31 protein-coding genes and 1 pseudogene are annotated in these 26,910 nt (G+C 63.6%); 12 read left to right on the plus strand and 20 right to left on the minus strand.

Annotated features, from left to right (window positions below):
* Positions 1-19: 19 nt before the first annotated feature.
* From FJW03_RS23320 to mdh, 12 genes are all read right to left on the minus strand, one after another.
* Positions 20-769 (minus strand): SDR family oxidoreductase, encoded by a 750-nt coding sequence (locus FJW03_RS23320; protein WP_140766036.1) that lies wholly within the window; start codon positions 767-769, stop codon positions 20-22.
* Entirely contained in the window at positions 766-1,269 is a 504-nt protein-coding gene (locus FJW03_RS23325; RefSeq protein ID WP_140766037.1) for a hypothetical protein, read from the minus strand. Before FJW03_RS23325 ends, FJW03_RS23320 begins: the two co-directional genes overlap by 4 nt.
* 35 nt (positions 1,270-1,304) lie before the next feature.
* Positions 1,305-1,976, minus strand: coding sequence for a DUF4241 domain-containing protein (locus FJW03_RS23330; RefSeq protein WP_226890443.1), 672 nt, complete (start codon positions 1,974-1,976; stop codon positions 1,305-1,307).
* Positions 1,977-2,070: 94 nt separating this feature from the next.
* A complete protein-coding gene (gene odhB, locus FJW03_RS23335) occupies positions 2,071-3,357 on the minus strand; it encodes a 2-oxoglutarate dehydrogenase complex dihydrolipoyllysine-residue succinyltransferase (RefSeq protein ID WP_140766039.1) in 1,287 nt (428 codons plus the stop codon).
* A 25-nt stretch (positions 3,358-3,382) separates the two neighbouring features.
* The gene (locus tag FJW03_RS23340; protein ID WP_140766040.1) at positions 3,383-6,370 is read right to left on the minus strand and encodes a 2-oxoglutarate dehydrogenase E1 component; all 2,988 of its coding nucleotides are present in this window, start codon (positions 6,368-6,370) and stop codon (positions 3,383-3,385) included.
* Between the two features lie 36 nt (positions 6,371-6,406).
* The gene (locus tag FJW03_RS23345; RefSeq protein WP_140766041.1) at positions 6,407-7,153 is read right to left on the minus strand and encodes a hypothetical protein; all 747 of its coding nucleotides are present in this window, start codon (positions 7,151-7,153) and stop codon (positions 6,407-6,409) included.
* A gap of 41 nt (positions 7,154-7,194) precedes the next feature.
* Complete coding sequence (gene sucD, locus FJW03_RS23350; RefSeq protein WP_140612901.1) at positions 7,195-8,097, minus strand: succinate--CoA ligase subunit alpha; 903 nt, start codon at positions 8,095-8,097, stop codon at positions 7,195-7,197.
* Between the two features lie 13 nt (positions 8,098-8,110).
* Positions 8,111-8,530 carry a PIN domain-containing protein gene (locus FJW03_RS23355; protein ID WP_140696048.1) on the minus strand — a complete coding sequence of 140 codons (420 nt, stop codon included), beginning with the start codon at positions 8,528-8,530 and terminating at the stop codon, positions 8,111-8,113.
* Positions 8,520-8,762, minus strand: a complete 243-nt coding sequence (locus FJW03_RS23360) for a hypothetical protein (RefSeq protein WP_140696045.1) — start codon at positions 8,760-8,762, stop codon at positions 8,520-8,522. Before FJW03_RS23360 ends, FJW03_RS23355 begins: the two co-directional genes overlap by 11 nt.
* A gap of 60 nt (positions 8,763-8,822) precedes the next feature.
* A complete protein-coding gene (locus FJW03_RS23365) occupies positions 8,823-9,194 on the minus strand; it encodes a cupin domain-containing protein (RefSeq protein ID WP_140696042.1) in 372 nt (123 codons plus the stop codon).
* A gap of 4 nt (positions 9,195-9,198) precedes the next feature.
* On the minus strand, positions 9,199-10,392 hold the full coding sequence (sucC, locus tag FJW03_RS23370) for an ADP-forming succinate--CoA ligase subunit beta (RefSeq protein ID WP_140766042.1): 1,194 nt from the start codon (positions 10,390-10,392) through the stop codon (positions 9,199-9,201).
* A gap of 31 nt (positions 10,393-10,423) precedes the next feature.
* Entirely contained in the window at positions 10,424-11,392 is a 969-nt protein-coding gene (gene mdh / locus FJW03_RS23375) for a malate dehydrogenase (protein ID WP_140766043.1), read from the minus strand.
* A 232-nt stretch (positions 11,393-11,624) separates the two neighbouring features.
* On the opposite strand from mdh, the gene FJW03_RS30120 reads away from it, so the two are divergent.
* Positions 11,625-11,750, plus strand: a complete 126-nt coding sequence (locus FJW03_RS30120; protein WP_264296492.1) for a hypothetical protein — start codon at positions 11,625-11,627, stop codon at positions 11,748-11,750.
* Positions 11,751-11,926: 176 nt separating this feature from the next.
* On the opposite strand, the gene zapE is transcribed toward FJW03_RS30120, so the two are convergent.
* Both zapE and FJW03_RS23385 read right to left on the minus strand, forming a co-directional pair.
* Positions 11,927-13,129 carry a cell division protein ZapE gene (gene zapE, locus FJW03_RS23380; RefSeq protein ID WP_140696037.1) on the minus strand — a complete coding sequence of 401 codons (1,203 nt, stop codon included), beginning with the start codon at positions 13,127-13,129 and terminating at the stop codon, positions 11,927-11,929.
* 189 nt (positions 13,130-13,318) lie between these two features.
* Positions 13,319-13,858: a protease inhibitor Inh/omp19 family protein gene (locus FJW03_RS23385; protein ID WP_140612908.1), complete on the minus strand. Its 540-nt coding sequence runs from the start codon at positions 13,856-13,858 to the stop codon at positions 13,319-13,321.
* 332 nt (positions 13,859-14,190) lie between these two features.
* Here FJW03_RS23385 and FJW03_RS23390 point away from each other — a divergent pair, with 332 nt between their 5' ends.
* The 10 genes and pseudogenes from FJW03_RS23390 (at position 14,191) to FJW03_RS23435 (ending at position 22,267) form a co-directional block, all read left to right on the plus strand.
* Complete coding sequence (locus FJW03_RS23390; RefSeq protein ID WP_140766044.1) at positions 14,191-15,195, plus strand: MBL fold metallo-hydrolase; 1,005 nt, start codon at positions 14,191-14,193, stop codon at positions 15,193-15,195.
* A 76-nt stretch (positions 15,196-15,271) separates the two neighbouring features.
* Entirely contained in the window at positions 15,272-15,838 is a 567-nt protein-coding gene (locus tag FJW03_RS23395; protein WP_140766045.1) for a hypothetical protein, read from the plus strand.
* A gap of 75 nt (positions 15,839-15,913) precedes the next feature.
* The gene (locus FJW03_RS23400) at positions 15,914-16,075 is read left to right on the plus strand and encodes a DUF1328 family protein (RefSeq protein ID WP_140696027.1); all 162 of its coding nucleotides are present in this window, start codon (positions 15,914-15,916) and stop codon (positions 16,073-16,075) included.
* Positions 16,076-16,173: 98 nt separating this feature from the next.
* A complete protein-coding gene (gene dapF, locus FJW03_RS23405) occupies positions 16,174-17,058 on the plus strand; it encodes a diaminopimelate epimerase (protein ID WP_140766046.1) in 885 nt (294 codons plus the stop codon).
* The gene (gene mtaB, locus FJW03_RS23410) at positions 17,058-18,401 is read left to right on the plus strand and encodes a tRNA (N(6)-L-threonylcarbamoyladenosine(37)-C(2))-methylthiotransferase MtaB (protein ID WP_413466439.1); all 1,344 of its coding nucleotides are present in this window, start codon (positions 17,058-17,060) and stop codon (positions 18,399-18,401) included. The genes dapF and mtaB overlap by 1 nt, the downstream gene beginning before the upstream one ends.
* A 12-nt stretch (positions 18,402-18,413) precedes the next feature.
* Positions 18,414-18,713, plus strand: a complete 300-nt coding sequence (locus FJW03_RS23415; RefSeq protein ID WP_226890444.1) for a hypothetical protein — start codon at positions 18,414-18,416, stop codon at positions 18,711-18,713.
* Positions 18,698-20,329 (plus strand): signal recognition particle-docking protein FtsY, encoded by a 1,632-nt coding sequence (gene ftsY / locus FJW03_RS23420; protein WP_413466514.1) that lies wholly within the window; start codon positions 18,698-18,700, stop codon positions 20,327-20,329. Before FJW03_RS23415 ends, ftsY begins: the two co-directional genes overlap by 16 nt.
* Positions 20,330-20,386: 57 nt before the next feature.
* A complete protein-coding gene (locus tag FJW03_RS23425) occupies positions 20,387-21,061 on the plus strand; it encodes a septation protein A (RefSeq protein ID WP_140766048.1) in 675 nt (224 codons plus the stop codon).
* A gap of 11 nt (positions 21,062-21,072) precedes the next feature.
* Positions 21,073-21,695 (plus strand): annotated as a pseudogene (locus tag FJW03_RS23430) (pyridoxamine 5'-phosphate oxidase family protein).
* A gap of 41 nt (positions 21,696-21,736) precedes the next feature.
* On the plus strand, positions 21,737-22,267 hold the full coding sequence (locus FJW03_RS23435; RefSeq protein ID WP_140766073.1) for an NADPH-dependent FMN reductase: 531 nt from the start codon (positions 21,737-21,739) through the stop codon (positions 22,265-22,267).
* Between the two features lie 240 nt (positions 22,268-22,507).
* Here FJW03_RS23435 and FJW03_RS23440 read toward each other — a convergent pair whose 3' ends face one another.
* Together FJW03_RS23440 and FJW03_RS23445 are read right to left on the minus strand one after the other, a co-directional pair.
* Positions 22,508-22,714 (minus strand): tautomerase family protein, encoded by a 207-nt coding sequence (locus FJW03_RS23440; RefSeq protein ID WP_140684309.1) that lies wholly within the window; start codon positions 22,712-22,714, stop codon positions 22,508-22,510.
* A 167-nt stretch (positions 22,715-22,881) separates the two neighbouring features.
* Positions 22,882-23,802 carry an SMP-30/gluconolactonase/LRE family protein gene (locus FJW03_RS23445; RefSeq protein WP_140610187.1) on the minus strand — a complete coding sequence of 307 codons (921 nt, stop codon included), beginning with the start codon at positions 23,800-23,802 and terminating at the stop codon, positions 22,882-22,884.
* A 286-nt stretch (positions 23,803-24,088) separates the two neighbouring features.
* Here FJW03_RS23445 and FJW03_RS23450 point away from each other — a divergent pair, with 286 nt between their 5' ends.
* On the plus strand, positions 24,089-24,256 hold the full coding sequence (locus FJW03_RS23450; RefSeq protein ID WP_140610188.1) for a hypothetical protein: 168 nt from the start codon (positions 24,089-24,091) through the stop codon (positions 24,254-24,256).
* A gap of 223 nt (positions 24,257-24,479) precedes the next feature.
* Here FJW03_RS23450 and FJW03_RS23455 read toward each other — a convergent pair whose 3' ends face one another.
* From FJW03_RS23455 to ccmA, 4 genes are all read right to left on the minus strand, one after another.
* Positions 24,480-25,058 carry a DsbE family thiol:disulfide interchange protein gene (locus FJW03_RS23455; protein WP_140766049.1) on the minus strand — a complete coding sequence of 193 codons (579 nt, stop codon included), beginning with the start codon at positions 25,056-25,058 and terminating at the stop codon, positions 24,480-24,482.
* The gene (ccmD, locus tag FJW03_RS23460; protein WP_140766050.1) at positions 25,055-25,228 is read right to left on the minus strand and encodes a heme exporter protein CcmD; all 174 of its coding nucleotides are present in this window, start codon (positions 25,226-25,228) and stop codon (positions 25,055-25,057) included. Before ccmD ends, FJW03_RS23455 begins: the two co-directional genes overlap by 4 nt.
* A gap of 176 nt (positions 25,229-25,404) precedes the next feature.
* Positions 25,405-26,070 (minus strand): heme exporter protein CcmB, encoded by a 666-nt coding sequence (gene ccmB / locus FJW03_RS23465; RefSeq protein WP_140766051.1) that lies wholly within the window; start codon positions 26,068-26,070, stop codon positions 25,405-25,407.
* Positions 26,071-26,279: 209 nt separating this feature from the next.
* Positions 26,280-26,888 carry a heme ABC exporter ATP-binding protein CcmA gene (gene ccmA, locus FJW03_RS23470; protein ID WP_140766053.1) on the minus strand — a complete coding sequence of 203 codons (609 nt, stop codon included), beginning with the start codon at positions 26,886-26,888 and terminating at the stop codon, positions 26,280-26,282.
* Positions 26,889-26,910 lie beyond the last annotated feature (22 nt).

The raw sequence follows: 26,910 nt of genomic DNA on the forward strand, positions 1-26,910 counted from the left end.
TCCTTCTCTCGGTTGGGGCTCAGCGGCCGCCGCTGACATTCAGGATCGCGCCCGTCGTATAGGACGCGGCGTCGGATAGAAGATAGAGGACCGCGCTTGCGACTTCATCGGCCGTGCCCGCCCGCTTCATCGGCAGCATGTCTTGCATCCGCGCCACGCGATCGGGCTGACCGCCGGAGGCATGGATTTCGGTGTCGGTGATGCCGGGGCTGACCGCATTGACTCGGATGCCCTCCAGCGCCACCTCGCGCGCCAGGCCGACTGTCATGGTGTCGATCGCGCCCTTGGAGGCAGCGTAGTCGACATATTCGCCGGGCGAACCGAGCCTGGCGGCGGCGGACGAGATGTTGACGATCGCCCCGCCCTTGCCGCCGTGGCTTGTCGACATGCGCTTCACCGCCTCGCGGGCGCAGAGAAACGAACCGACGACATTGATGCGCATCATGCGCTCGAGCCGCGCCACATCCATCTCGTCGACGCGCGCCTTGACGTCGACGATGCCGGCATTGTTGACAAAGGCGTCGAGCCGGCCGAAGGCGCGATCCACCGCTTCGAACATGGCCATGATATCGGATTCATTGCCGACATCGCCCTTTACCGCGAAGGCCTCGCCACCGGCGGCTTCGATTTCGGCGACCAGCGCGTCGGCGGCAGCCTTGTTCGAGGCGTAGTTCACCGCGACGCGATAGCCGGCCTTCGACGCGAGCCGGCAGATCGCCGCGCCAATGCCGCGACTGCCTCCGGTGACCAGCAGAACCTTCCCGCTCATTCCTGGCATCCCTTCAGGGCAAACACATCCGACGGCACTTTCGAAAAGCCGCTGCCGCCAAAGGCGTTGGATTGCCGCAGCACCGGCCCGAGGTCAGGCAGGATAAGGATTTTCGGCGCCTCGATGCCTTCGGCCGGCAAAAGCCCGATATTGCCGTTGTCGTCAGACGTGTAGATGACGCCATTCCACAGCGTGCAGGCGGCAAGTTCGGCGCCGGTGCTGTCGCCTTCCGGGCATTTGTACATCAGCGCGCCGTTCGGCCGCGCCACGCCCTCATTCCACATGGCGATGCCGTTCAGCACGACATTGTTGTCGAGGATGAGCCGGAACGTGTTGGTGACGGTTGCCGAGGTGCCTGTCAGCGTAAAATCGATCTCGGCGCCGCTCGTCTCAGCACCGCGTTGGGCATCACCATAGACGGCAAGCTCGATCGGACAGGCGGCGAAGGCTGTAGAGCCGATGAACAGGATCACCGGCGCCCCGGCGGCACATTTGATCATGACGGATGCCAAGGCGTCGCGCAGCATTAGGCGGCCTACTGGCTTTCGCGGCCGTCGGCGTTTTCCAGCACGCCGAAATCCGTCATCAAAAGCAACGGCTCGCCGGCCGCATTCAATCCCCAGAAAGACGGATAAATCCCATCACCCCAACCACTCCAGAACATCGCAACATTGATCGGGTTACCAGGAACGGGATAGTGCATGACGAACCGGTCCTGGTTGGGCGCGAACTCGGTCGCCAGCACGTCGTCATAGTAATTCTGGTCGGCCTCAAGCTTGTCTTGCTGATCCGACATCAACGCCATCGCCATCTTATCCATGAACGAACCAAGGCCGGCATCGACGGGATAGCCAAATACCTCGTCGCCCTTCAAGGTCGATGCATCCTGGCCGGGCAAGGTTGCCAGTTCCCAGCGAATTGGCTTGCCGGGCCGGAAACGCAGGACTGCCACAGCAACACGGCCTTGTGCCTCAAGCAGCGAGACCGGGTAGCGCCCCGGTTTGATCTTACGGCTCAATGCTGGCCAGTCGATTCCGGTAGTCAGCGGATCGCAGGCGATGATTTCGCCTGTCGGCAAATCCAACTCGCCGATCGCTGTGACGGTTATCTCTCGCTCCGCCATTTGCGCTTCGCTCAGGTCGAAGAGGCCGAGATTGCTGCTCGCTTGCGCCGGATTCCATTCGGCCGGCGCGGTCGGCATGGTCATGGAAGTCCAGGGCTCACGCCGCAACATCCGCAGCGCACGGCCTAGCCTGAACCCTAACTCCTCTACCCAGCTGCCCATTGCGGATCAGCTCCGATCACAGATCGAGCACCAGCCGTTCCGGATCCTCCAGGCTTTCCTTGACCCGCACCAGGAAGGTCACCGCTTCCTTGCCGTCGACGATGCGGTGATCGTAGCTGAGCGCCAGGTACATCATCGGCCGGATCACGATCTGGCCGCCGACCACGACCGGCCGGTCCTGGATCTTATGCATGCCGAGGATGCCGGATTGCGGCGCATTGAGGATCGGCGTCGACATCAGTGACCCGTAAACGCCACCGTTGGAGATGGTGAACGTGCCGCCCTGCATATCCGCGACCGACAGCTTGCCGTCGCGCGCGGCGATACCCAGCCGGCCGATCTCCTTCTCGATCTCGGCGATCGACATCTGGTCGGCATCACGCACCACCGGCACGACAAGGCCCTTCTCGGTGCCGACAGCGACGCCGACATGGGCGAAATTCTTGTAGATGATGTCGGTGCCGTCGATCTCGGCGTTGACCGCCGGGATTTCCTTCAGTGCGTGGGTGACGGCCTTGGTGAAGAAGCCCATGAAGCCGAGCTTCACACCGTGCTTCTTCTCGAACACGTCCTTGTACTTGGTCCTGAGCGCCATCACCGCGCTCATGTCGACCTCGTTGAAGGTGGTGAGCATGGCGGCGGTCGACTGCGCTTCCTTGAGCCGGCGCGCGATGGTCTGGCGCAGCTTGGTCATGCGCACGCGCTCCTCGCGCGACGCGTCGTCACCCGAAGATGGCGCGCGGGCAGCGGCCGGAGCCACCGGAGCAGGCGCCGCCTTCGGCGTCTCGGCCGGCTGCGATGGCGCCCCCTTGGAGATGGCGTCGAGGACATCGCCCTTCAGCACCTGGCCGCGCTTGCCCGAGCCGGAAAGCTGGTCGACCGACAGATTGTTCTCGGCGATCAATTTCGCAGCCGCCGGCGCCGGCGGCATGGTGCGCGGCTCGACCGGGCCGGCATCGCCGGCGATCTTGGCGGTCTCGGCGGCGGCCTGCTTGGTGGTCTGCGCCGCGTCGGGGCTCGACGCCTGCGCCACCGCCTGCGGCCTGGCCGCCGGCGCGGCCGCGCCTCCAGCCGAAATCGAGCCCAGCAATGCGCCGACGCCGACCGTCTCGCCTTCCTTGGCGGTGATTTCGCCCAGCGTGCCGGCGGCGGCCGCCGGAACCTCGACCGTCACCTTGTCGGTTTCGAGCTCGACCAGCGGCTCGTCGACGGCAATGGCATCGCCGACCTTTTTGAACCATTTGCCGATGGTCGCCTCGGTGACGGATTCGCCGAGAGTGGGGACGCGGATTTCGGTAGCCATTGTGCCTGTCCGTTGTTCCTGAGTTCTATTCGCCAAGCGCGTCTTCGAGCAAGGCGGCGAGCTGGGCAAGGTGCTTCGACATCAATCCGGTCGCTGGCGAAGCGGCCGCCGGTCGGCCGGTGTAGCGCACCCGCTGATGCTTGGCGTCGATATGCGCCAGCACCCATTCCAGATACGGGTCGATGAACGACCAGGCGCCCATGTTCTTGGGCTCCTCCTGGCACCACACCATCTCGGCATTGCGGAAGCGCGACAATTCGGTGATCAGCGCCTTGGCCGGGAACGGATAGAGCTGTTCGACGCGCAGCAGGTAGATGTCGTTGATGCCGCGCTTCTCGCGCTCTTCGTAGAGGTCGTAATAGACCTTGCCCGAACACAGCACGACGCGGCGGATCTTGCTGTCCTTGACCAGCTTGATCGGCTGGTTGGGCAACAGCTGGGCGTCATCCCACAACAGCCGGTGGAACGAGCTTTCACCCGACATTTCCGGCAGCGTCGACACTGCCCGCTTGTGACGCAGCAGCGACTTCGGTGTCATCAGGATCAGCGGCTTGCGGAAGTCGCGCTTCAGCTGCCGGCGCAATATGTGGAAGTAGTTAGCCGGCGTCGTACAATTCGCCACCTGCATGTTGTCTTCGGCGCAAAGCTGCAGGAAGCGCTCCAGCCTGGCCGACGAATGTTCCGGGCCCTGGCCTTCATACCCATGCGGCAGCAGGCAGACGAGGCCCGACATTCTGAGCCACTTGCGCTCGCCCGACGAGATGAACTGGTCGAACACCACCTGGGCGCCATTGGCGAAGTCGCCGAACTGCGCTTCCCACAGGGTCAGCGCCTTCGGCTCGGCCAGGCTATAGCCATATTCGAAGCCCAGCACCGCCTCTTCCGACAGCATCGAATTGATGACTTCGTAGCCGGCTTGCGCCGCCGACAGATTGTTCAGCGGGATATAGCGGGTCTCGTCGCGCTGGTCGTAGAGCACGGAATGGCGCTGCGAGAAGGTGCCGCGTTCAGAATCCTGCCCCGACAGGCGGATCGGATTGCCGTCCAGCAGGATGGCGCCGAAAGCCAGCGCCTCGGCCGTCGACCAGTCGATGCCTTCGCCGGACTCGATCGCCTCGCGGCGATTCTCGAGGAAGCGGATGATCGTCTTGTGCGCCTCGAAACCCTTCGGCACCTCGGTCAGCTTCTTGCCGATTTCCTTCAGCGTCTTGACCGGCACGGCGGTCTTGCCGCGCCTTTGCTCATCCTGGTTGTCGGCCGTGCGCAGGCCCGACCAGGCGCCGTCCAGCCAGTCGGCCTTGTTGGGCTTGTAGTGCTGGCCGACTTCCCATTCGGATTCCAGATGCGCGCGCCAGTCGGCTTTCATCTTGTCGAATTCGGCCTGGGTGATGTGGCCTTCGGCGATCAGGCGGTCGGCGTAGATCTGCACCGTCGTCTTGTGGGTGCGGATGTTGCGGTACATGATCGGCTGCGTGAAGGCCGGTTCGTCACCCTCATTATGGCCGAAGCGGCGGTAGCAGAACATGTCCACGACCACCGGCTTATGGAACTTCATGCGGAATTCGATCGCCACCTTGGTGGCATGGACCACGGCTTCCGGGTCGTCGCCATTGACGTGGAAGATCGGTGCCTCGATCATCTTGGCCACGTCTGACGGATAGGGCGACGAGCGCGAGAAGCGCGGATTGGTGGTGAAGCCGATCTGGTTGTTGATGATGAAATGCAGCGTGCCTGCGACGCGGTGACCGCGCAGGCCGGACAGGCCGAGGATTTCGGCGATCACGCCCTGGCCTGCGAAGGCGGCGTCGCCATGCAGCAGGAGCGGCAGCACCTTGGCCCGTTCCTCCAGCGGCACGATCTCCTCGCGGCCACGGGCGAACAAATAGTCCTGCTTGGCGCGCGCCTTGCCCATCACCACCGGGTCGACGATTTCCAGGTGCGACGGGTTGGCGGTCAGTGACAGATGCACCTTGTTGCCATCGAACTCGCGGTCCGAGGAGGCACCGAGATGGTACTTCACGTCGCCCGAGCCCTCGACCTCGTCGGGGGCGGCCGAACCGCCCTTGAACTCGTGGAAGATGGCGCGATGGGGCTTCGCCATCACCTGGGAGAGCACGTTGAGGCGGCCACGATGGGCCATGCCGAGCACGATTTCCTTCAAGCCGAGCTGCCCACCGCGCTTGACGATCTGCTCCAGCGCCGGGATCAGCGCTTCACCACCGTCGAGGCCGAAGCGCTTGGTGCCCTTGTACTTGACGTCGATGAACTGTTCAAAGCCTTCCGCCTCGACCAGCTTCGACAGGATCGCCTTCTTGCCGGCGGCGGTGAACGAGATTTCCTTGTCCGCGCCTTCGATGCGCGCCTGGATCCAGGCCTTCTCCTCGGGATCGGAGATGTGCATGAATTCGACGCCCAGCGTCGAGCAATAGGTGCGGGTCAGGATTTCCAGCATCTGCCGGATGGTGCCGAATTCGAGCCCGAGCACATTGTCGAGGAAGATCGGCCGATCGTAATCGGCTGCGGTGAAGCCGTAATTCTCCGGCGACAGCTCGTTATAATCCTCGAGCGGCTTGGCGATGCCGAGCGGGTCGAGATTGGCGTGCAGATGGCCGCGCATGCGGAAGGCGCGGATCATCATGATGGCGCGCACCGAATCGCGCGTCGCCTGGTGCACGTCGGCGTCGGACAGCACGACGCCGTTGGTGACCGCCTTGTCCTTGACCTTCTTTTCCAGGTGCTTTTCGACAATGCCCCAATTGCCGTCGAGCGCCGACACCAGTTCGCCGTTGGCCTGCAGCGGCCAGGAAGGCTTTGCCCAGGACGCACCCTTGGCGTTCTTGCGCACATCGCCGGCATCGTCCTTCAGCCCGGCGAAGAACTCCTGCCATTCGGGATTGACCGAGGCGGGATCCTCCTCATACGCCGCGTAGAGCGCGTCAATATAGTCGGCATTGCCGCCATAGAGGAAAGAGGTGAGCGAAAATTGGGCGTTGGTTTGATCTTGTCGTGCCATTTTGCCTAGCGGAGCTCTGCTCCGTTCTCCCTATCCCTAATGCGCCAAAACACGGCTAAGCCGCCACATGCCAAAAGGGTTTGTATGTAGATTGTGTTCCGCGTCGGGCTGCTGCGTTTCCACACTCAAACGATATCGCGGCGCTCCTGCTTCCAGCCCAAACGTCTGACCAGCCAAAAGCTCGGGGCTTTCGTAAAGTTGATACATGTTGAAGCCGCGAAGCAACTTCACGGCAGACTGAAACTCGTCACCTGAAACGATAGCGTCCCAAAGCCCCAGATTACGCATGCCGCAGCTGTAGGTCGTGGTACCGTCCGTGACGGAATCCAAAACCATCAACTCATATATCTCAACAAAACCACCGCTTGTCCGTTCAAGCCATTGATCCGCTGAGAACGCCTTGCCAGCCGTTTCGATCTTCACACCAAGACCGCCGGCCTTGACCAGATGAGCTGCCGCCTTCGCGATGGAAATCGATGTTTCCTTCGTTTGAGGGGCGGTGGAAAGCAGGTAGACGACGCTCTTATGCGAGTCGATCTTTTCGATGACATCCTTACCGAGCCCATTGGCGAGCCCTGCGCTTGCGAAGGCTCTCGTCATGTCCTCGTCGCGATCGCAGAAATCAAACTCGAACGCAGCTTTGCTCGGGCCATGCATCATGACCATCCCGGCGGCGGCATAATCCTCTGAATGCATCGATGCCTGCGCAACAGCGCGCACGAAGGCCGACTTGCCTTCCCACGGGCCAGGTACGCAAACGATGATGCGCTTCTCGTCTTCCATGTCCTGCTCACCGGCACTCGAAAGCTCGACTGCCCACGGTCTTAACCCTTGATGGCTTCCACCAGCGTCGTGCCAAGCCGTGCCGGCGACGGCGAAACTTTTATCCCGGCCGATTCCATCGCCGCGATCTTGTCTTCCGCGCCGCCCTTGCCGCCGGAGATGACCGCGCCCGCATGGCCCATGGTGCGGCCGGCCGGCGCCGTGCGCCCGGCGATGAAGCCGGCCATCGGTTTGCCGCGGCCACGCTTGGCCTCATCCTTGAGGAACTGCGCGGCGTCTTCCTCGGCCGAGCCGCCGATCTCGCCGATCATGATGATCGACTTGGTCTCGTCGTCGGCCAAGAACATCTCGAGCACGTCGATGAACTCGGTGCCCTTGACAGGGTCGCCGCCGATGCCGACGGCGGTGGTCTGGCCGAGGCCGACATTGGTGGTCTGGAACACAGCTTCATAGGTAAGCGTTCCCGAGCGCGAAACAACGCCGACCGAACCCTTGCGGAAGATGTTTCCGGGCATGATGCCGATCTTGCATTCGTCGGGGGTGAGCACGCCCGGGCAGTTGGGGCCGATCAGCCGTGAGGCCGAGCGGTCGAGCCGCGCCTTGACCTTGATCATGTCCATCACCGGAATGCCTTCGGTGATGCAGACGATGAGCGGGATCTCGGCCTCGATGGCTTCGATGATGGCTTCGGCAGCACCCGCCGGCGGCACATAAACGACGGACGCATTGGCGCCGGTCCTTTCCTTGCCTTCGGCAACCGTGGCGAAGATCGGCAGGCTCTCGCCCTTCGATCCGGTCCAGGTCTCGCCACCCTTCTTCGGGTGGATGCCGCCGACCATTTTGGTGCCGTGATAGGCCAGCGCCTGTTCGGTGTGGAACGTGCCGGTCTTGCCGGTCAGGCCTTGCACGAGAACCTTGGTGTTCTTGTCGACGAGAATGGACATTTTTGCGACCTGATCAGTGAGTACGGAAGGGGTTGACGGCGACCACGGAACCGTAAGTCTGCCCGTGATTGAGATCTTCGGTGTAAAGTACCTTGACGCCGAGGCGTTCGGCCGCGGCGATGATTGCGCCGTCCCAATAGGAAATCTGGTACCGTTGCGAATTCTCGATGCCTCGCATCACAACGGCGCTGTCCAGATCCTGGCAGGGCTTCATCGAAATCGCAGCGACCCACTCGGCCGCCTTCGCTGGCGCGAGCACGACCTCCGCTCGTTTGGTCACATTTATGTAGAACTCCTGCAGCACCTGCGCGGAGGTCGAATAGTCTTCCTTGGCAATCAATTCCACGGCGCGTTCATACTTCGCACGCTCGGATTTGTGTCCGATGGCGGCATAGACGAGAACGTTTGTGTCCAGGAAGCACTCAGCGGTCATAGAGATCTTCCCGGTTCCACTTTTTGCTGCCCATATCTCCCGCTGCATCTCCAGCCGCCTCGCGAGCGAGCCGCAGAAGGGCTTGCCGTGCCTCGTCCTTGGCGCGCCGCTTCGCCGCCACTGTCGCGAAAAACTCCCGCACCATGCCGTTGACAGTCGTTCGTTGTTCGGCGGCCGTCAGCTTGACCTGCTCCAGAATCTCGTCCTCGACTGCCAGGGTGATATTCTTCATTTCGTTTCTCCCGCGAATGTTCCACAGTATATGTGTAACTGTGTAGCCATCGCAAGTTCCTCACAACCGCTTCAGATCGGTGACGGTGAGATCGCCCTTGGCATTGCCGGTGTTGAGCGTCGTCGCCGGCTCGAACATCAGCACCACCGGCTCCAGGGTCAGCGAACGCGGCCGGTGCTCGACGCCGCGCGGCACGACGATGAAGTCGCCCTCGCCGAGTTCGACCGGGCCATCGCGGAAATCGATGGCAATGCGGCCGCGCAGCACGAGGAAGGCTTCGTCCTCATGGTCATGCGCATGCCAGTCGAAAACCGCGCCGAACTTGGCGACCTTGGCCTGGCTGTCGTTCACGTCGCCGGCAATATGCGGATCGAAGACCTTGCTGATCTTCCGGTCCGCCGCCTCGACCAGGTTTATCTTGCGCGGGGGCATCCGCTCAGCCCTTCACCGCCTTGACGATCTTCTTGGCCGCGTCGTCGAGATCATCGGCGGAGACGACGTTGAGGCCGCTGTCGTTGATGATCTTCTTGCCGAGCTCGGCATTGGTGCCTTCCAGGCGCACCACCAGCGGCACTTTCAGCCCGACTTCCTTGACCGCGGCGATGACGCCCTCGGCGATGATGTCGCACTTCATGATGCCGCCGAAGATGTTGATCAGGATGCCCTCGACAGCCGGATCCTTGGTGATGATCTTGAAAGCCGCCGTCACCTTCTCCTTCGATGCGCCGCCGCCGACATCGAGGAAATTAGCCGGCTCAGCGCCGTAGAGCTTGATGATGTCCATCGTCGCCATGGCAAGCCCGGCGCCGTTGACCATGCAGCCGATATTGCCGTCGAGCGCGACATAGGCGAGGTCGTATTTCGACGCCTCGATCTCCTTCTCGTCCTCTTCGGTGGTGTCGCGCAGTTCCATCACCTCGGGGTGGCGGAACAGCGCATTGTTGTCGAACGACACTTTTGCGTCGAGCACACGCAGATGCCCATTCTTCATGACGATCAGCGGATTGACCTCGAGCAGGCTCATGTCCTTCTCGACGAAGGCCTTGTAGAGGATCGGGAACAGCGTGGCGCCATCCTCGGCCGCGTCGCCGTCGAGCTTCAGCGCGGCATTGAGCTTCTCCACGTCGTCCGCCGTAACGCCCTTTTCCGGGTCGATGGCGACGGTGATGATCTTTTCCGGCGTGTCATGCGCGACCGCCTCGATGTCCATGCCGCCCTCGGTCGAGACGACGAAGGCGATCCGGCCGACCGAGCGGTCGACAAGGATCGACAGATAGAGCTCGCGCTCGATGTCCGCGCCGTCCTCGATATAGAGCCGGTTGACCTGCTTGCCGGCCGGGCCGGTCTGCTTGGTCACCAGGGTGTGGCCGAGCATTTCGTTGGCGTTGGCGACGACTTCGGCAACCGATTTCGCCAGCCGCACGCCGCCCTTGGCGTCGGGGCCGAGTTCCTTGAACTTGCCCTTGCCGCGGCCGCCGGCATGGATCTGGCTCTTCACCACATAGAGCGGACCGGGCAGCGCCTTGGCCGCGGCTTCCGCCTCGCCCGCCTTGAACACCGGCACGCCTTCGGCCACCGGCGCGCCAAAGCTCTTCAGCAGCGCCTTGCCCTGATATTCATGGATGTTCATGGGGAACTGTCTCCAGATCGTTTTGGCGGGGTTACTTCGAGGCGAGTTGCGGCGCGATCTTGACGCAGGCCTCGGTCAGGCCCTGCACCGCGGCCACCGAGCTATCGAACATCTTCTGCTCGGCCTTCGACAGGTCGATCTCGATGATGCGCTCGACGCCGCCGGCGCCGATCACCACGGGAACGCCGACATAGGTGCCCTTGACGCCATACTGACCAGAAAGGTGTGCCGCGCATGGCAGCACGCGCTTCTTGTCCTTGAGATAGGCTTCCGCCATCGAAATCGCCGAAGCCGCCGGCGCATAATAGGCCGAGCCGGTCTTGAGCAGGCCGACGATCTCGGCGCCGCCGTCGCGGGTGCGCTGCACGATCTGGTCGAGCCTCTCCTTCGAGGTCCAGCCCATCTTGACAAGGTCGGGCAGCGGGATGCCGGCGACCGTCGAATAGCGGATCATCGGCACCATGGAATCGCCGTGGCCACCCAGCACGAAGGCGGTGACGTCCTCGACCGAGACCTTGAATTCCTCGGCCAGGAAATAGCGGAAGCGCGACGAGTCGAGCACGCCGGCCATGCCCACCACATGGGTCTTGGGCAGGCCGGAAAACTTCTGCAGCGCCCACACCATGGCGTCGAGCGGGTTGGTGATGCAGATGACGAAGGCCTTCGGCGCGTATTTCTTGAGGCCGGCGCCAACCTGTTCCATGACCTTGAGGTTGATGCCGAGCAGGTCGTCGCGGCTCATACCCGGCTTGCGCGGTACGCCGGCGGTGACGATGCAGACGTCGGCACCCTCGATGCCGGCATAGTCGTTGACGCCGGTCAGCCGGGAATCAAAGCCGTCGACCGGCGACGACTGCGCGATATCGAGCCCCTTGCCTTGCGGAATGCCCTCGGCGATATCGAACAGGATCACATCGCCGAGATCCTTGAGGCCGATCATATGGGCGAGCGTGCCGCCGATCATGCCCGAGCCGATAAGCGCTATCTTGTTGCGTGCCATGTGAGGATGTTTTCCCTTTGTCTGTGACTGCGCCCAAATCTTTGACGACTTGATGACGACATTGAGGAAGAGGCCGGAAGGATGCGAGAACCGCGAGATTTCGCCGCACCCATAGCCCCGGCGCAAGATAAATTCAAACGATTATTTTGAAGCGAGCATTTTCAATCGGTTAGACCAGTTGGGAATTACGTAAACGTCAAAACTTTATAGGCCACCTAGGGGAATTTACACAATGACGATCGAGATCAGAAGGCTCTTTCCCGGCGATGACGCCCTTGTGATGCGGGTGGCCGGCGCCGTGTTCGATGAGCCGGTGCGGCCCCTTGCCAGCTATCTCACGCATCGGGCCATTTCATGATCATGGCCCTGGCCGAGGGTGTTGTCGTCGGCCAATGCGCGGCGGTCATCCACCGCCATCCGGACAAGCCGACCGTCGAACTTCGTAAGGCTGCGCCTCGATGTGACGCTCGCAGGTCGCGGAATGGATCCCAGGGTCTGCGCGGCGCTTGCGCCGCTGCGCCCTAGAATGACGAGCTACGCCTGCGCCCGCCCCGCTTCAGCTGGCATCGTCCGCGTCTTCCGCCGCTCCGCCCAATCCTCCAGCCAGTCGCGGCTTTGCATCTCGATAAGCCTTGACGCCGTGCGTTCGAACTCGAACACCTCGACGCCGCGCTTGGCCACGTAAAGCTCTTGCGGCGGCGCCTCGGCGCTCACCACCAGCCGGACATGGTGGTCGTAGAGCGTGTCGATCAAGAGGATGAAGCGCTTGGCTTCGTTGCGCTTGCCTTCCCCCAGCACCGGCACGTGATCGATGAAGACGGTCGAGAAGCGCCCGGCAATGGCCAGGAAATCGCGCGCGCCGAGCGGTTTTTCGCAGAGGTCGGCGAAGGAAAACCGCGCCGCGTCGCCGGCGGCGGCCGGCACCAGCACCTGCCGACCCTTCAGCGCAAGCGATGTCGCCGCCGTCGGCGCGCCGCGCGTCATCGTCCGCCAGGCCTCGTCGAGCGCCCGGTCGGCCGCGGCATTGGCTGGCGTGACATAGACCGGCGTGCGGGCAAGCTTTTCCAGTCGATAGTCCTTGTCGCTGTCGAGCGACAGCACCTGCGCGTGCCGTTCCAGAATGCCAATGAAGGGCAGGAAGAGCTGGCGGTTGAGCCCGTCGCTGTAGAGGTCTTCCGGCGCCACGTTCGAGGTGGCGACCAACACCACGCCATTGGTGAACAGCGCCGAAAAGAGCCTGGACAGGATCATCGCGTCAGCGATGTCGGTGACCGAGAACTCGTCGAAGCACAGCACCCAGGCCTGCTCGGCGAGCGCCTTGGCCACGGGCGGGATCGGATCGTCTTCCCTGACGTCGCCGTTCTTGCGCGCCTGCCGGTGCTTCTGGATGCGGTCCTGCACCTCGGCCATGAAGTCGTTGAAATGGACGCGGCGCTTGCGCCTGACCGGCACCAGCTCGAAGAACATGTCCATCAGCATGGTCTTGCCGCGGCCGACACCGCCATGGATGTAGAGGCCCTTGACGGCCGCATGCGTCTCGCGCTTGCGGGCAAACAGCCAGCCCAGCGCACTGGATTTTTGCGCCAGCCGCTTGGCCGAGATCTCGTCGATCAATCGGTCGAGCGCGGCGGCGATTCTCTCTTGCGCCGCATCGCGCCCGATCACGCCGGTTTCCACCAGATGGTCGTAGCGCTGCCTGACGGTCACATGGGTCTGGAGGCCGTCACGCAGATGCATCGGTCACGTCATTTGTTCAGAGCAGGATGCTCCGGGGAGGACTAAGTGTGTTGAGATTCAGGTCAGGCCGAGCCGAGAATGTCGGCTTTCGAGAACCGGAGCGGAGCGTACTTTTGGGGTACGTGAGCACCGGAAGCGCAGAAAGCCGCCGTTCGCAGGCCGGCATCACCTGAATATCGGCACATCTAGCTACCTTGTAAGCGAAATCGGCTGCCCGTTGGAAGTCTGGCCGTCGAATTTCGAGCCGCCGGAAGAATAGAGCCGCGCCAGCGAGCCGCCATTCTCGTCATAAAGCGTCAGCTGCTTGCCGGTGACGTTCCACGACTTGATGCCGTCGATCGGCGCCGGACAGTGCAGCGGCCCGGCGCGGAAGCCGGCGCCGAACTTGGTCTGCGGCGTCGCGATCTTGCAGCTCTGGCCGGAAACGCTGGCATTCCACACGCCCGCGACGCTTGCCGCGCTAAGGTCCGCGGCACCGGCCGGCGCCGAGCCGTCCGGCGGCAGCGAAGCCACTTGCGTGTTCTGCGGCGCGGTCGGGAACTGCGACGGGTCGGTGGTGCCGGGCGAAGCCGGCGGCGGCAATTGGTTGGAGGTCACCTGGCCGGAAGGCGCCGGCTGCAGCGGCGCCGGCTGCTGTTCGTCCATCGACGAGAATCGCGAGGTCGTACAGCCGCTTGCAAAAAGCGCAGCCAAGGATACGGCCACCAGGCCGCTTTTCGAAAAATTCATTACAACCTCCGTCGGATCCGGCTGGGGGGAACGCCGTCCGCGCAATCTCACCCCCACCAAAATGGAGAAGGTGGCGAAATTTCAACCCGATATGGTTAAAATAGGGTTTGCAGCAGGATTTGTTGCAGATTTATCACACAATGCGTCTCGCCAAAAATGCGCAGCGATTTTGGGACTACGGCATGCGTCAAATGATCCAAGCGACGTATGGCCAGTTGGCAGCCCGAAGTAGCCAAGGTGCCGCCCTGACCGATGGCATTCGGCCGGCAAACGCTTGCGCCAGGCGAGGCAGGGCCTATGTCAGGGAAACGAACCCCGCCCGGAGCAAAAACTTGATCGCGAGAAAGAGAGCCGCCAATCGCTACTACAGCGGCCCTCCCAGCGACCATTTCGACGGCATCTTGTTCTTCAATCCCGATGGCAAGCCGCCTGGCCGCTTTGCCGATCTCCTGAAATGGAAGCTGAATGGCCGGCGCTCGAAATGGCCGGCGGCGCAGCCGAGCCCGTTTCAGCGGGCAAGGCCGGCTGCACGGGTGGAAGGCTCCGATCTGAAGGTTACCATGGTCGGCCATTCCACATTGCTGATCCAAACGGCTGGCCTGAACATCCTCACCGATCCGGTCTGGTCGCAGCGCTCGTCGCCGTTTTCCTTTGCCGGTCCCAAACGCGTCAGTCCGCCAGGCATCGCTTTCGCCGACCTGCCGCCGATCGACCTCGTGCTGGTCAGCCACAACCATTACGACCATCTCGACCTCGCCACGCTGAAGCGGCTGAAGGAAAAGCACGACCCGCTGGTGATGACACCGCTCGGCAACGACACCATCATCAACGCCGCCGTGCCCGGCATGCGGCTGACGGCGCATGACTGGGGCGACAGGATCGCCGTTGGAGATGGCACCGCCATCCACGTCGAGCCCGCGCATCACTGGTCGGCGCGCGGCGCCCGCGACCGGCGTATGGCGCTGTGGGCCGGCTTCGTCATCGAGACAACAGGGGGAAAGATCTATTTCGCCGGCGACACCGGCTTCCATGAAGGCATTAACTACCGGCTGATCGCCGGGAAGCATGGCGGCTTCCGCTTCGCCATCCTGCCGATCGGCGCCTATGAGCCGCGCTGGTTCATGGCGCCGCAGCACCAGAACCCGGAGGAGGCGGTGCAAGGCATGCTTTTGTGCAACGCCGCCTTGGCCGCGGGTTGCCACTGGGGCACCTTTCAGCTCACCGACGAGCCGTTCGACGAGCCGGTTCGCAAGCTGGCCGAAGCACTGGACGATCAAGGCATCTCGCGGGAGCGCTTTCGCGCCTTGCGGCCCGGCGAGGTCTGGGACGTGCCTTGAGGCGCATCGCGATTGCCATTTACGCCGTGGCTGTTTTGCCCCACGATGCCGGCTCAAAGGAACGGAGAGGCGTCTCGTGAAAACAATCCTGGCAGCCCTGCTCGCCACCGCCATCTGCACGCCGGCGGCTTTCGCGGGCGAAATCGGCGACCGGGCCGCCGAGGCCGACAAGTTGCTCCAGTCGGGGGATGGCTCCGGCGCGATGGAAAAATTCAACAGCGCCGAGGAAGCCTTCTGGAAGGCGATGCCGCTTGACGTGCTGAACGTCAAGCAGGTGGACAGCGCCACCGGCTTCGGCATCTACAGCGAGCGCGCCAATCACATCTACAAGCCCGGCGAGAAGATCGTCCTGTACATGGAACCCGTCGGCTATGGTTATGGCTCGGATGGGCTCAGCAACAGCTCCATTGCGCTTTCGGTCGACATCACCGTCGTCTCCGCAGCGGGACAAACGCTCGGCACGATGGAGAAGGTTGGCCGTGTGCAAGTCGCATCGCGCTCGCACAACCGCGAGCTGTTCTTCAAGCTGGACCTCTCGCTCGACGGCCTGCCGCCCGGCAAATATCGCTGCGACTTCCTCATGCATGACGAGAATTCGGCCAAGACGGCGCCGTTCAGCACCGATATCGAGATCGCCGGCTAATTTCGTAGCCTGGAACCCAAATGCCATGGGGACGTTTTCAAACGGTTTCAAAAATCCGACGTCTGAGGCATCCCCATGATCAAATGGATCATCATTCTTCTCATAATCGCCGCCGCGGCGAGCCTGCTCGGCATGCCGGCGCTCGCGGGAGCCGCGGCCACCGGCGCGCGCGTCCTCATCGGCATCGTTCTGATCATCTTCCTGCTGGTGGTGCTTGGCATCTTCGCGGTGACGTAGGGCCGGCGCCTTCAGCGCGGCTGAACACGCCGGCAGACTGGTAATTCCCGCCCGTTTCCGCCATATAGCGCCAAACGGATATGGAACGACCGCAAGAAATGGCAGGTATCGCCCCCTTCGCCAAGATGAACGGCATCGGCAACGAGATCATCGTCGCCGATATGCGCGGCCGTGCCGACCGGGTGACGGCGGCGGCGGCGATCGCGCTCAACGCCGATCCCGCGACCCGCTTCGACCAGATCATGGCGATCCATGACGCGAAGACGCCGGGCACGGCCTACTATGTCGACATCCTGAATTCCGACGGCTCGGGCGCGCAGGCTTGCGGCAATGGCATGCGTTGCGTCGTTCAGGCGCTTGCCGCCGAGACCGGCCGGAAGACGTTCACCTTCGAGACCCGCGCCGGCATTCTCAATGCGGAAGAGCATGTCGACGGCTTGATCTCGGTCGATATGGGCACGCCGCGTTTCGGCTGGCAGGAAATTCCGCTCGCGGAAGAATTCCGCGACACCCGCATGATAGAATTGCAGATCGGGCCGATCGACGCGCCTGTGCTGCATTCGCCCTCCGCCGTCTCGATGGGCAACCCGCACGCCATCTTCTGGGTCGACCGCGACGTCTGGTCCTATGAACTCGAGCGCTTCGGCCCGCTGCTCGAAAACCACCCGATCTTCCCAGAGCGCGCCAATATCACCATCGCGCAGGTGACGTCGCCCGAAACCATGGTCATCCGCACCTGGGAGCGCGGCGCCGGCCTGACCAAGGCCTGCGGCTCGGCGGCTTGCGCTGCCGTGGTGGCGGCGGTCCGCACCAGGCGGACCGGGCGCAGCGTCAGCCTTTTAACACCCGGCGGCGGCACGCTGAAGGTCGAATGGCGCGACGACGACCACGTCATCCTGACCGGTGCGGCCGAATGGGAGTTTTCCGGCAGCTTCGATCCATCCAACGGCACCTGGGCCCGCGACACCGAAAGCGCGGCCTGATGTCGGCTCTGTCCAAGAGCCCTGTCTTCGAGGGCCCCCTCTCCGAGGCTCCCCGTTCCAATGGCATTGACGTGGTGACCTTCGGCTGCCGCCTGAACACCTATGAGTCCGAGGTGATGCGGCGCGAGGCCGAAAGCGCCGGCCTTGGCACGCTGGCCGGCGGCGCCGTGATCTTCAACACCTGCGCCGTCACCGGCGAGGCGGTCCGCCAGGCTAAGCAGGCGATCCGCAAGGCGCGCCGCGACAACCCTCGCGCGCGCATCGTCGTCACCGGCTGTGCCGCGCAGACCGCGCCACAGGATTTCACGGCCATGGACGAGGTCGATCTCGTTCTCGGCAATGAGGAGAAGCTGAAGGCGAACTCCTACCGTGCGCTGCCGGATTTCGGCGTCAACGACACCGAGAAGGCCCGCGTCAACGACATTTTTTCGGTGCGCGAGACCGCCGGCCATATGGTCGACGCCATCGAGGGCCGGGCACGCGCCTTCGTCCAGGTGCAGAATGGCTGCGACCATCGCTGCACCTTCTGCATCATTCCCTATGGCCGCGGCAATTCGCGCTCGGTGCCGATGGGCGCTGTCGTCGAGCAGGTCAAGCGGCTTGCCGGCAACGGCTATGCCGAGGTCGTTTTGACCGGCGTCGACATGACGTCTTTCGGCGCCGACCTGCCGGGCGCGCCGAAGCTCGGCAAACTGGTGAAAACCATCCTGAAGCAGCTGCCCGACGTGAAGCGCCTGCGGCTGTCCTCGATCGATTCGATCGAGGCCGACGACGAATTGCTCGACGCCATCGCCACCGAGCCCCGGCTGATGCCGCATCTGCACCTGTCGCTGCAGTCGGGCGACGACATGATCCTGAAGCGCATGAAGCGCCGCCACAGCAGAGACCAGTCGATCCGCTTCTGCGAGGATGTGCGCAAGCTGCGCAAGGACATTGTCTTCGGCGCCGACATCATCGCCGGCTTCCCGACCGAGACCGACGACATGTTCGAGAACTCGATAAGGATCGTCGCGGAGTGCGGCCTGACCCATCTCCACGTCTTCCCGTTCAGCCCGCGCGAAGGCACGCCCGCCGCGCGCATGCCGCAAGTGCGCCGCGAAGTGGTCAAGCAGCGCGCCGCACGGCTGCGCGCCGCCGGCGAGGCGGCCTATCGGCGCCATCTGGCCTCGCTTGCCGGAACACGCCAGTCGATCCTGATCGAACGCGATGGCCTTGGCCGCACCGAGGGTTTTACACTTGCCGCACTGGGCACAGGCGCGCCGGGCGAAATCATCAAGGCCGAGATATCGGGCCATGATGGCGCTCGCCTGATCGCCGCGCCCCTTGCCGCCCGCGCTGCCTGAGAAACGCAAAACATGGCTGGTTTTTTCAAGAAGATATTTTCGTTCGGCAAGAAAGAGGTTGTCGAGGAGCGGATCGACGAGACCGCCCCGCTGCCGCCGATCAAATGGGACGCGCTGGATGCGTTGAAGCCGGCGACCGAGCAGGCCGTTCCGGAATTTTTGAAGCGTGATGAACCAGAAGCAGCGCCTCACCCTCCCCCGATGGGGAGGGTCGACGCGAAGCGGCGGGGCGGGGTGGTAGCGCCGGCGTTGGCGCTGATCACCCCCACCCCCGAGCCGCGCTCGGGACCTCCCCCATCGAGGGGGAGGTAAAGGACGCGTCCCCGCTGGCGCCTGTCGAGGAGCCGGCACCCGAGCCCATTCCGACTATCCCACCGGCGCCGGAGCCGACGGTTCCGTCCGAGCCCGAAATCCAGCCTGAGCCTGCTCCGGCCGAAGAACCGCAGCCGGTCGAACCCGCCCCGAAGCCACCGGCTCCCGAAATACCCGCCGAAGAGCCGGCGCCGCAAGAAACTCCCGACGTGCCGGTGGTGCCGGAACGCATTCCCGAACCTGCGCCACAGGAAATTCCTGAACGGCCAGGGATCGCGCCGGAACCGGAGGAACTGCCGGAGCCAGCGCCCGCCGAAGTGCCGGCACCGATCGAGACGCCGTCGGCGATCCCGTCCGCAAGGCTTCCCCCGGAAGTCAGCGCCGCCCCTCATCCGCCTGCCGGCACCTTCTCCCCGTATAAGGACGGGGAGAAGGAAGAGGCTTCGGCTCCGGCGCCCCACCCTCTCCTTGATGGGGAGGGTCGACGCGAAGCGGCGGGGTGGGGTGATAGCGCTGGCGCCGGTCACCCCCATCCCCGAGCTATGCTCGGGACCTCCCCCATCGAGGGGGAGGTAAAGGGCGCGCCTGTCTCAACCCTGCAGCCGGCATCGGAACCAAAACCCGCCCAGGGCAAGGTAACTGTCTCCAAAAGGGTCGAGCAGAAGGCAGAGCAACAGAAAGCGCCCGAGGCGGCGCCTCGGCGCTCCTGGTTCCAGCGCATGCGGGACGGGCTTGCCCGCTCGTCGCGCGAACTTACCGGCAACATCGCCGGCGTCTTCACCCGGCGCAAGCTTGACGAGGACACGCTGCAGGATCTGGAGGATGTGCTGATCCGCGCCGACCTCGGCATGGAGACCGCGCTGCGCGTCACCGATGCGCTGGCTTCCAGCCGCTACGGCAAGGATGTCTCCGACACCGAAGTCCGTGCCATCATGGCGGCCGAGGTGGAGAAGGTGCTGACCCACGTCGCCATGCCGCTCGAGCTCGATCTCAGTCACAAGCCGCATGTCATCCTGGTGGTCGGCGTCAACGGCACTGGCAAGACCACCACCATCGGCAAGCTGGCGGCAAAGCTGACCGATGGCGGCCTGTCGGTGATGCTTGCCGCCGGCGACACGTTCCGCGCCGCGGCCATCGAGCAGCTGAAGATCTGGGGCGAGCGAACGAAATCGCCGGTGATCGCCTCGAAACTTGGCGCCGACGCCGCCGGCCTCGCCTATGACGCCTTCGAGAAGGCCAAGGAGGCGGGTTCAGACGTGCTGATCATCGACACCGCCGGCCGCCTGCAGAACAAGACCGAACTGATGGCCGAGCTGGAAAAGATCGTGCGCGTGCTCGGCAAGCTCGATCCCGAAGCACCGCACACCGTGTTGCAGACGGTCGACGCCACCACCGGCCAGAACGCGCTCAACCAGGTCGAGATCTTCCGCAATGTCGCTGGCGTCAACGGCCTGGTGATGACCAAGCTGGACGGCACGGCGCGCGGCGGTATTCTGGTGGCGATCGCGGCAAAGCACAAATTGCCGGTCTATTTCATCGGCGTCGGCGAACAGGTCGACGACCTCGAACCTTTCTCGGCAAGCGAATTCGCCAGGGCGATCGCTGGAGTGGCTTGAACAGGCATGATGCCGGAAGGAGGCTTCCGGATTGTATCGTGCGTAAGAAAGAGACCCATGAACCCACCTATCCTCGAGCGCGATCCCTCCGATCCGCAGAAAGAGAAGAACGAAGGCGTCAATCCCGTGCTCAAGCTGGTGCTTGAACTCGGGCCGCTGATGGTCTTCTTCTTCGCCAATGCGCGTGGCGAATGGCTGACGCAGAAATTTCCGGTGCTGGCCGAATTCGGCGGGCCGATCTTTGTCGCCACCGGCTTGTTCATGGCGGCAACCGTCATCGCCCTTGCCGTCTCGTGGCTGCTCACCCGCACCTTGCCAATCATGCCGATGGTGTCGGGTGTCGTCGTCCTCATCTTCGGCGCGCTGACGCTCTACCTGCAGGACGACATCTTCATCAAGATGAAGCCGACCATCGTCAACACGTTGTTCGGCGGCGTGCTGCTCGGCGGCCTGTTCTTCGGCAAGTCGCTGCTCGGCTATGTCTTCGATTCGGCGTTCCGGCTCGATGCCGAAGGCTGGCGGAAACTGACCTTCCGCTGGGGCCTGTTCTTCCTGTTCCTGGCCATCGTCAATGAAGTGGTCTGGCGCAACTTTTCCACCGACGCCTGGGTTACCTTCAAGGTCTGGGGGATCATGCCGATCACGCTCCTGTTCACCTTCAGCCAGATGCCGCTGATCCTGCGCCATTCGCTGGACGACAAGGCAGGCGGCGAGGAGAAGGCCGGCAAATAGGGAGTAAAGGCATGGAATTCGTCACCACGCGCGAAGAGCTGCGGACGATCTACAAGACGCCGCGCCCGACCGACGGTTCTATCCGCAAGGAATTGAAGACACTCGACGGCCACTGCCGCTCCTTCATCGGCAAGAGCCCCTTCGTGCTGATCGGCTCCTCCGACGGCGAAGGCAACGCCGACGTGACGCCGAAGGGCGACAAGCCCGGTTTCGCCGCCATTCTCGACGACCGCACCATCGCCACATCCCCGACCGGCCCGGCAACAACCGGCTGGACACGCTGGAAAACATCCTGCGCAATCCTTCGGTCGGGTTGCTCTTCCTCATCCCCGGCATGAACGAGACGCTGCGCGTCAATGGCGATGCCCGCATCACCGTGGATGCCACCTTGCGCGAGCGCCTTGCCGTTAACGGAAAGGAACCGCAAAGCGTCATCGTGGTGTCAGTCAAGGCCACCTACATGCATTGCGCCAAGGCTTTCATGCGCTCCGATCTGTGGAAGCCGGAGAGCTGGTACGACCGCGCCATGCTGCCGACGCTCGGCCAGATTCTGCGTGACCAGCTGGCGCTGGCCGACTCGGCCGAGGCGACCGACCGCTGGCTGGACGACGATTACCGGCGGACCATGTGGTAGGCTCGGACGGACACGATTCGTCCGAACCGGCCTTCTTCACTGTGCTCAACATCATCGCCATCTCCGGCAGCCTGCGCGCCGCCTCGACCAATTCGGCCCTGCTGGCGGCCCTGGCCGCCAACGCGCCTGCGGACTGCCGCGTCCAGCTTTATGACGGCCTCGGCCGGCTCCCCATCTTCAATCCCAACGACGAAAGCGAGCGCACGCCGCCCGAAGCGGCACGCTTGATCGAGATGATCACCCGCGCGGACGGTGTCATCATCTCGTGCCCGGAATATGCCCATGGCGTTCCGGGCGGGCTGAAGAACGCGCTCGACTGGCTGGTGTCGGGCGAGGCCGCCATCGACAAGCCGGCGATGCTGGTGCACGCCTCGCCGCGCTCGCTCTATGCGCGCGCCGCATTGGCCGAGATCATGCGCACCATGTCGTTCGCGCTTTACGATGGCGGGCTTGAGATTGCCTTGCTGGGGAAGAAGTCGCCGGAGGTGGAGAATATTCTCACGGAACCGGCGAACCGGCTGGTCATGCACGATGCGGTTGCGGCTTTTGCGGAGTTTATCGGGACGCGTTGAGCGTGTTGGCCACTATCCTTCGTTTGCGATCCTTCGCGCCCGCCTCTGCCCTACCGGGCATCTCCCCCACTTGGGGGGAGATTGGCGGTTCCGCCGCCGGCTTCCTCTTGTAACGTTGGCTATTGGCGAAAGCGGTAGCGGCATCTGATCTCCCCCCAAGCGGGGGAGATGTCCGGTAGGACAGAGGGGGGCGCTGTCCCGCCGGCCTCTCACAATGTCCGCGTAGCAGCCTTAGTCGGGTTAGCCCTTCCGCCGCGTTTCGACATCGGTCTTGCCGACATACCAATCGCGGGCATTGACCTCCTCAAAAACCACCCAGACATCGTCATTGCCGAGGCCGGTGGCGTCCATGATGGCGGCCGTGACCTTCTTGGCGATGTCAGCCTTCTTGCCGGCCGGATCGGCGGCGATCACTTCCTTGACGATGCGGATGTTGACGAATGGCATGACGTCCTCCCGTTGGATCCTGCCGATTGCCGCCCGGCAACTGTTTCGAAACTCGCTCCGGCAAACCGCAGCGCGGGGATTGCAGTACCCGTGGCGCGGCGAGCGCATCAGATCAGATAGGCGCAAAAACGCCAGCAGAGGCCGCCAGAGAAAAGTTTCCAGTAGCCTCAATAGGTCTTGGCCCCATTGACCATCAGCCGCACCGAATAGAGCGAGGTGGTGCCGGCGATGTAGAGACAGTTCAGCTTGGCGCCGCCGAACACGCAATTGGCGGTCACTTCGGGCACCTTGACCTTACCGATCAGTGTCCCGTCCGGATCGTAGCAATGGATGCCGTCGGCCGCGCTCGTCCAGATGCGCCCGTCCGCGTCGAGCCGGAAGCCGTCGAACAGGCCGGCGGTGCAGTCGGCGAAGACCTTGCCGCCCGAAACCTTCTTGCCGTGCTTGCCGACGTTGAACACGCGCATATGCGCCGGGTTCTCAGCGCCATGCGTGCGGCCGGTATCGACGACATAGAGCAGGCTTTCGTCTAGCGAGAAGGCGAGGCCATTCGGCCTGACCATGTCGGTGATGACGGCCTCGACCTCGCCAGTCTCGGGATCGACACGGTAGACATGGCAGGCGCCGATCTCGCTCTCGGCCTTGTCGCCCTCATAGTCGGTGTCGATGCCATAGCTCGGGTCGGTGAACCAGATCGAGCCGTCGGATTTCACCACAACGTCGTTGGGCGAATTCAGCCGCTTGCCCTTCCATTTGGCGGCGATCGTGGTGACCGAGCCGTCATGCTCGGTGCGGCTGACACGGCGGCCCGAATGCTCGCAGGTGACCAGCCGGCCTTGCCGGTCGACGGTGTTGCCGTTGGAATTGCCGGAGGGCTGGCGGAAGACGCTGACGCTGCCATCCGTCTCGTCGTAGCGCAGCATGCGGTTGTTCGGGATGTCCGACCAGACGACGTAGCGGCCGGCGGCGAACCAGGCCGGCCCTTCCGCCCAGCGGCATCCGGTGAACAGCTTCTCCACCTGCGCGCTGCCATTGAACAGGCGCGCGAAGCGCGGATCGAGAACTTCATAATAGTCTGAGGCCGCCATGCATTTCCTCCCGGCATCACGTGACGTCGGATCAAGCCAGCCCGCGATCGATATGGCAAGCCGTGGATTTCGCATTTGTAAGACAAAACGGATTGGGCCAGCCTTTCGCGCCGGCGGTCCGATGTGCGGACGGACGCTTTAGGCCGCCATTAACCGGCTATGCGCTCCGCGCAATGGTGCATTGCAACATCTTCTTTTTGCAGCGCACCATTCCTATGTCATGCTGCGTACCGATCAAGGGAGGAAGAACCAGCCGCGACAAACGCGGCATAGAAGGAACCTTGACATGATCTTCAACGATCTCATGACCCGCGCTCGCACCAGCATCGCCAAGCGCAAGCAGTACAACCGCCTCGTCGCCGAAATCGACAGCTTTTCCAGCCGCGACCTAGCCGACATGCGCGCCGACCGCAGCGAGATGCTGTACCAGATCCACAAGCAGATCTACGGCTAGTATTCGGTCGGCCAATCACGTTCGTCATCCTTGGGCGTAGCGACGCGAAGCGGAGCGAAGACCCAAGGATCCATGCCGTGATTTTCGAGAGTTACCGCGGTGCAGGGCTCGTACGCGTTTCGGACCGCCGCACTTCTAACGAATGTCACGGAATGGATTCTAGGGTCTGCGCCGCGTCGCTTCGCTTCTTGCTTCGCCCTAGAATGACGACCGAAGGGCCGCCTCAACCCGGCGCCGCCAGTGCCTTTTCGATCTGCGGCAGCACGAGATCCCTCGCCGACTCCGCCGTCAGCGGACCGACATGCTTGTAGGCAATCTTGCCATCCTTGCCGATGACGAAGGTTTCCGGCACGCCATAGACCCCCCAGTCGATCGCCGTGCGGCCCGCCTCGTCGACGCCGATCGCCTGGAATGGATTGCCGAGGTCGCCGAGGAAGCGGCGGGCGTTTTCCGGCCGGTCCTTGTAATTCAGCGCCGCCATGGTGAAGCGCTTGTCCTGCGCCAGCGCCAGCAGCACCGGATGCTCTTCCCGGCACGGCGCGCACCATGAGGCAAACACGTTGACCAGCGTGACCTTGCCGGCGAAGGCCTTCGAATCGAGCCCCGGCAGGTTTGACCCTTCCAGCGCCGGCAAGCTGGTTTGCGGCGCCGGCAACCCGATCAGCGCCGAGGGCACTTCCGAAATATCGCGTCCCGACAGCAGCTGCGACAGGAACAGTCCCGCCAGGCCGAGGAAGACCAGCAGCGGCAAAAATACGAACAGGCGCCGGCGGGGGGGCGGTGTTTCGCTTTCACTGCTCATGGCTTCGGTGTCCCGGCCTTGTCGGAACGGCGTCGCACGCCGGCGGCTTCGAGTTCGGCGAGTTCGCGCTTGCGCGCCCGCTGGTCGAGAAGGATCCAGCCGATCAAGCCGGCCAGCACCACGGCGGTAATCGCATAGGCCGCAGCGACATAGAGGGCATGCGCGCTCACGGCCGCCGCTCCATCGACGTTCTTCTTTCCGACCGGATCGTTTCGCCTCGCTCGATCATGCTTTTCCCTTAACGGCCTGCCCGTGGCTTCGCAATCGGCTGCCGCGCCGCAGTCCCAAACCTGCATGGTCGCCGCGCCGCCGTCCTGATGTCGCGCAAAACCCTGGCCGAGGTCACTCAATCCGTACCATGGCGCAAGGCCAGCGCCGCCGAGGCCGGTCCCAGCACGGCAAGAAACAGCGTCAGCGCGGCAAGAATGAGAAAGGGTTGCAGGAACGGGTCGGGACTGGCCGTCGCGCCGTAGCTCGCCGAGACGCCGAAGATCAGCACCGGGATGGTCAGCGGCAGCACCAGCACCGAGATCAGCAGCCCGCCGCGCGGCAGCGCCACCGCCACGGCCGCACCCGCGGCGCCGATGAAGGTGATCGCCGGCGTGCCGACCAGCAAGGTGAGCGCCGTGGCGCCGATCGCCAGCGGCTCCATGTTCATGAACAGGCCGAGCAGGGGAGCTGCGACGACCAGCGGCAGCACGCTTCCCGCCCAATGCGCCAGGCACTTCACCAGCACCGTCAGCGGCAGCATGTGCCGGTCGTTGCCGAGCACCAGCAGGTCGAGCGAACCGTCCTCGCGGTCGGCCTGGAACAGCCGGTCGAGCCCGAGCAGGCAGGACAGCAGCGCCCCGATCCAAAGGATCGCCGGGCCGATGCGGGAAAGCAGCTTCAGGTCCGGCCCGACACCGAACGGGATGGTGGCGATGACGGCAAGGAAGAAGATGACGCCGGTCAGCGCGCCGCCGCCGGCGCGGATCGAGAGGCGGATGTCGCGCAGGAAGAGGGACCACATTTACACTGCGGCCTTTTGTTTAGGTGGGAGTCCCTTCGCGCCCCCCTCTGTCCTGCCGGACATCTCCCCCACTTGGGGGGAGATCAGCTGTTTCATTGGCGGCACTCTTCTTGCGATGTCGAAAATTGGCGAAGCCCGTCGCGACATCTGATCTCCCCCCAAGTGGGGGTGTCCGGCAGGACAGAGGGGGGTGCCGTAGAGCGCAGACATCAGCCGGCCTCCCCCATCCGCAGCGCCTTTGCCCCCTCGATACTCAACGGCAGATGCGTTGCCGCCACGACAATCCCTCCGCCCCCCAAATGCTTGCGGATCAGCCCCGCGAACCGCCCCTCCGAGGCCTTGTCCAGCCCCGCCGTCGGCTCGTCGAGCAGCCACAACGGCCGATGGCTGACCAGCAGTTTCGCGATCGCCGCGCGGCGACGCTGCCCGGTCGAGAGATAGCCGAACGGCAGATGGCCGATGCCCCCCAGCCCGACCGTTTCCAGCGCCGCTTCGACCTCGAGCGAACCTTGCCCGTGGAACTCCCGCCAGAAGCGCAAATTCTCCGCCACGCCGAGCGCCGTCTTCATCGCGTTCTGATGACCGAGATAATGGCAGGCCGAGGCGATCGACGGAAACGCCTCACCACCGCCCTCGAGCAACAGACCGCCCTCGGCCTGCGGCAGCAGCCCGGCGATGATCCGGAGCAGGGTTGATTTGCCGGCGCCGTTCGGCCCGGTGACGACCAGCGCCTGGCCCTGATCGAGCGCGAAGCCGATGCCGGAGAAAACCGATTCGCCGCCGCGTTCGCCGCCCAGATTTTCGGCGATAAGCCGCATCTCTCGCCTGCCCTGAAAACAA

It is taken from the genome of Mesorhizobium sp. B4-1-4, assembly GCF_006439395.2.
GTDB lineage: Bacteria > Pseudomonadota > Alphaproteobacteria > Rhizobiales > Rhizobiaceae > Mesorhizobium.

Excerpts from the sequence above, each read along its gene's own strand:
- FJW03_RS23320 (WP_140766036.1), bottom strand. The coding sequence starts at position 769 with ATGAGCGGGAAGGTTCTGCTGGTCACCGGAGGCAGTCGCGGCATTGGC.
- FJW03_RS23325 (WP_140766037.1), bottom strand. The coding sequence starts at position 1,269 with ATGATCAAATGTGCCGCCGGGGCGCCGGTGATCCTGTTCATCGGCTCT.
- FJW03_RS23330 (WP_226890443.1), bottom strand. The coding sequence starts at position 1,976 with ATGACCATGCCGACCGCGCCGGCCGAATGGAATCCGGCGCAAGCGAGC.
- odhB (WP_140766039.1), bottom strand. The coding sequence starts at position 3,357 with ATGGCTACCGAAATCCGCGTCCCCACTCTCGGCGAATCCGTCACCGAG.
- FJW03_RS23340 (WP_140766040.1), bottom strand. The coding sequence starts at position 6,370 with ATGGCACGACAAGATCAAACCAACGCCCAATTTTCGCTCACCTCTTTC.
- FJW03_RS23345 (WP_140766041.1), bottom strand. The coding sequence starts at position 7,153 with ATGGAAGACGAGAAGCGCATCATCGTTTGCGTACCTGGCCCGTGGGAA.
- sucD (WP_140612901.1), bottom strand. The coding sequence starts at position 8,097 with ATGTCCATTCTCGTCGACAAGAACACCAAGGTTCTCGTGCAAGGCCTG.
- FJW03_RS23355 (WP_140696048.1), bottom strand. The coding sequence starts at position 8,530 with ATGACCGCTGAGTGCTTCCTGGACACAAACGTTCTCGTCTATGCCGCC.
- FJW03_RS23360 (WP_140696045.1), bottom strand. The coding sequence starts at position 8,762 with ATGAAGAATATCACCCTGGCAGTCGAGGACGAGATTCTGGAGCAGGTC.
- FJW03_RS23365 (WP_140696042.1), bottom strand. The coding sequence starts at position 9,194 with ATGCCCCCGCGCAAGATAAACCTGGTCGAGGCGGCGGACCGGAAGATC.
- sucC (WP_140766042.1), bottom strand. The coding sequence starts at position 10,392 with ATGAACATCCATGAATATCAGGGCAAGGCGCTGCTGAAGAGCTTTGGC.
- mdh (WP_140766043.1), bottom strand. The coding sequence starts at position 11,392 with ATGGCACGCAACAAGATAGCGCTTATCGGCTCGGGCATGATCGGCGGC.
- FJW03_RS30120 (WP_264296492.1), top strand. The coding sequence starts at position 11,625 with ATGACGATCGAGATCAGAAGGCTCTTTCCCGGCGATGACGCCCTTGTG.
- zapE (WP_140696037.1), bottom strand. The coding sequence starts at position 13,129 with ATGCATCTGCGTGACGGCCTCCAGACCCATGTGACCGTCAGGCAGCGC.
- FJW03_RS23385 (WP_140612908.1), bottom strand. The coding sequence starts at position 13,858 with ATGAATTTTTCGAAAAGCGGCCTGGTGGCCGTATCCTTGGCTGCGCTT.
- FJW03_RS23400 (WP_140696027.1), top strand. The coding sequence starts at position 15,914 with ATGATCAAATGGATCATCATTCTTCTCATAATCGCCGCCGCGGCGAGC.
- dapF (WP_140766046.1), top strand. The coding sequence starts at position 16,174 with ATGGCAGGTATCGCCCCCTTCGCCAAGATGAACGGCATCGGCAACGAG.
- mtaB (WP_413466439.1), top strand. The coding sequence starts at position 17,058 with ATGTCGGCTCTGTCCAAGAGCCCTGTCTTCGAGGGCCCCCTCTCCGAG.
- FJW03_RS23415 (WP_226890444.1), top strand. The coding sequence starts at position 18,414 with ATGGCTGGTTTTTTCAAGAAGATATTTTCGTTCGGCAAGAAAGAGGTT.
- FJW03_RS23425 (WP_140766048.1), top strand. The coding sequence starts at position 20,387 with ATGAACCCACCTATCCTCGAGCGCGATCCCTCCGATCCGCAGAAAGAG.
- FJW03_RS23440 (WP_140684309.1), bottom strand. The coding sequence starts at position 22,714 with ATGCCATTCGTCAACATCCGCATCGTCAAGGAAGTGATCGCCGCCGAT.
- FJW03_RS23445 (WP_140610187.1), bottom strand. The coding sequence starts at position 23,802 with ATGGCGGCCTCAGACTATTATGAAGTTCTCGATCCGCGCTTCGCGCGC.
- FJW03_RS23450 (WP_140610188.1), top strand. The coding sequence starts at position 24,089 with ATGATCTTCAACGATCTCATGACCCGCGCTCGCACCAGCATCGCCAAG.
- FJW03_RS23455 (WP_140766049.1), bottom strand. The coding sequence starts at position 25,058 with ATGAGCAGTGAAAGCGAAACACCGCCCCCCCGCCGGCGCCTGTTCGTA.
- ccmB (WP_140766051.1), bottom strand. The coding sequence starts at position 26,070 with ATGTGGTCCCTCTTCCTGCGCGACATCCGCCTCTCGATCCGCGCCGGC.
- ccmA (WP_140766053.1), bottom strand. The coding sequence starts at position 26,888 with ATGCGGCTTATCGCCGAAAATCTGGGCGGCGAACGCGGCGGCGAATCG.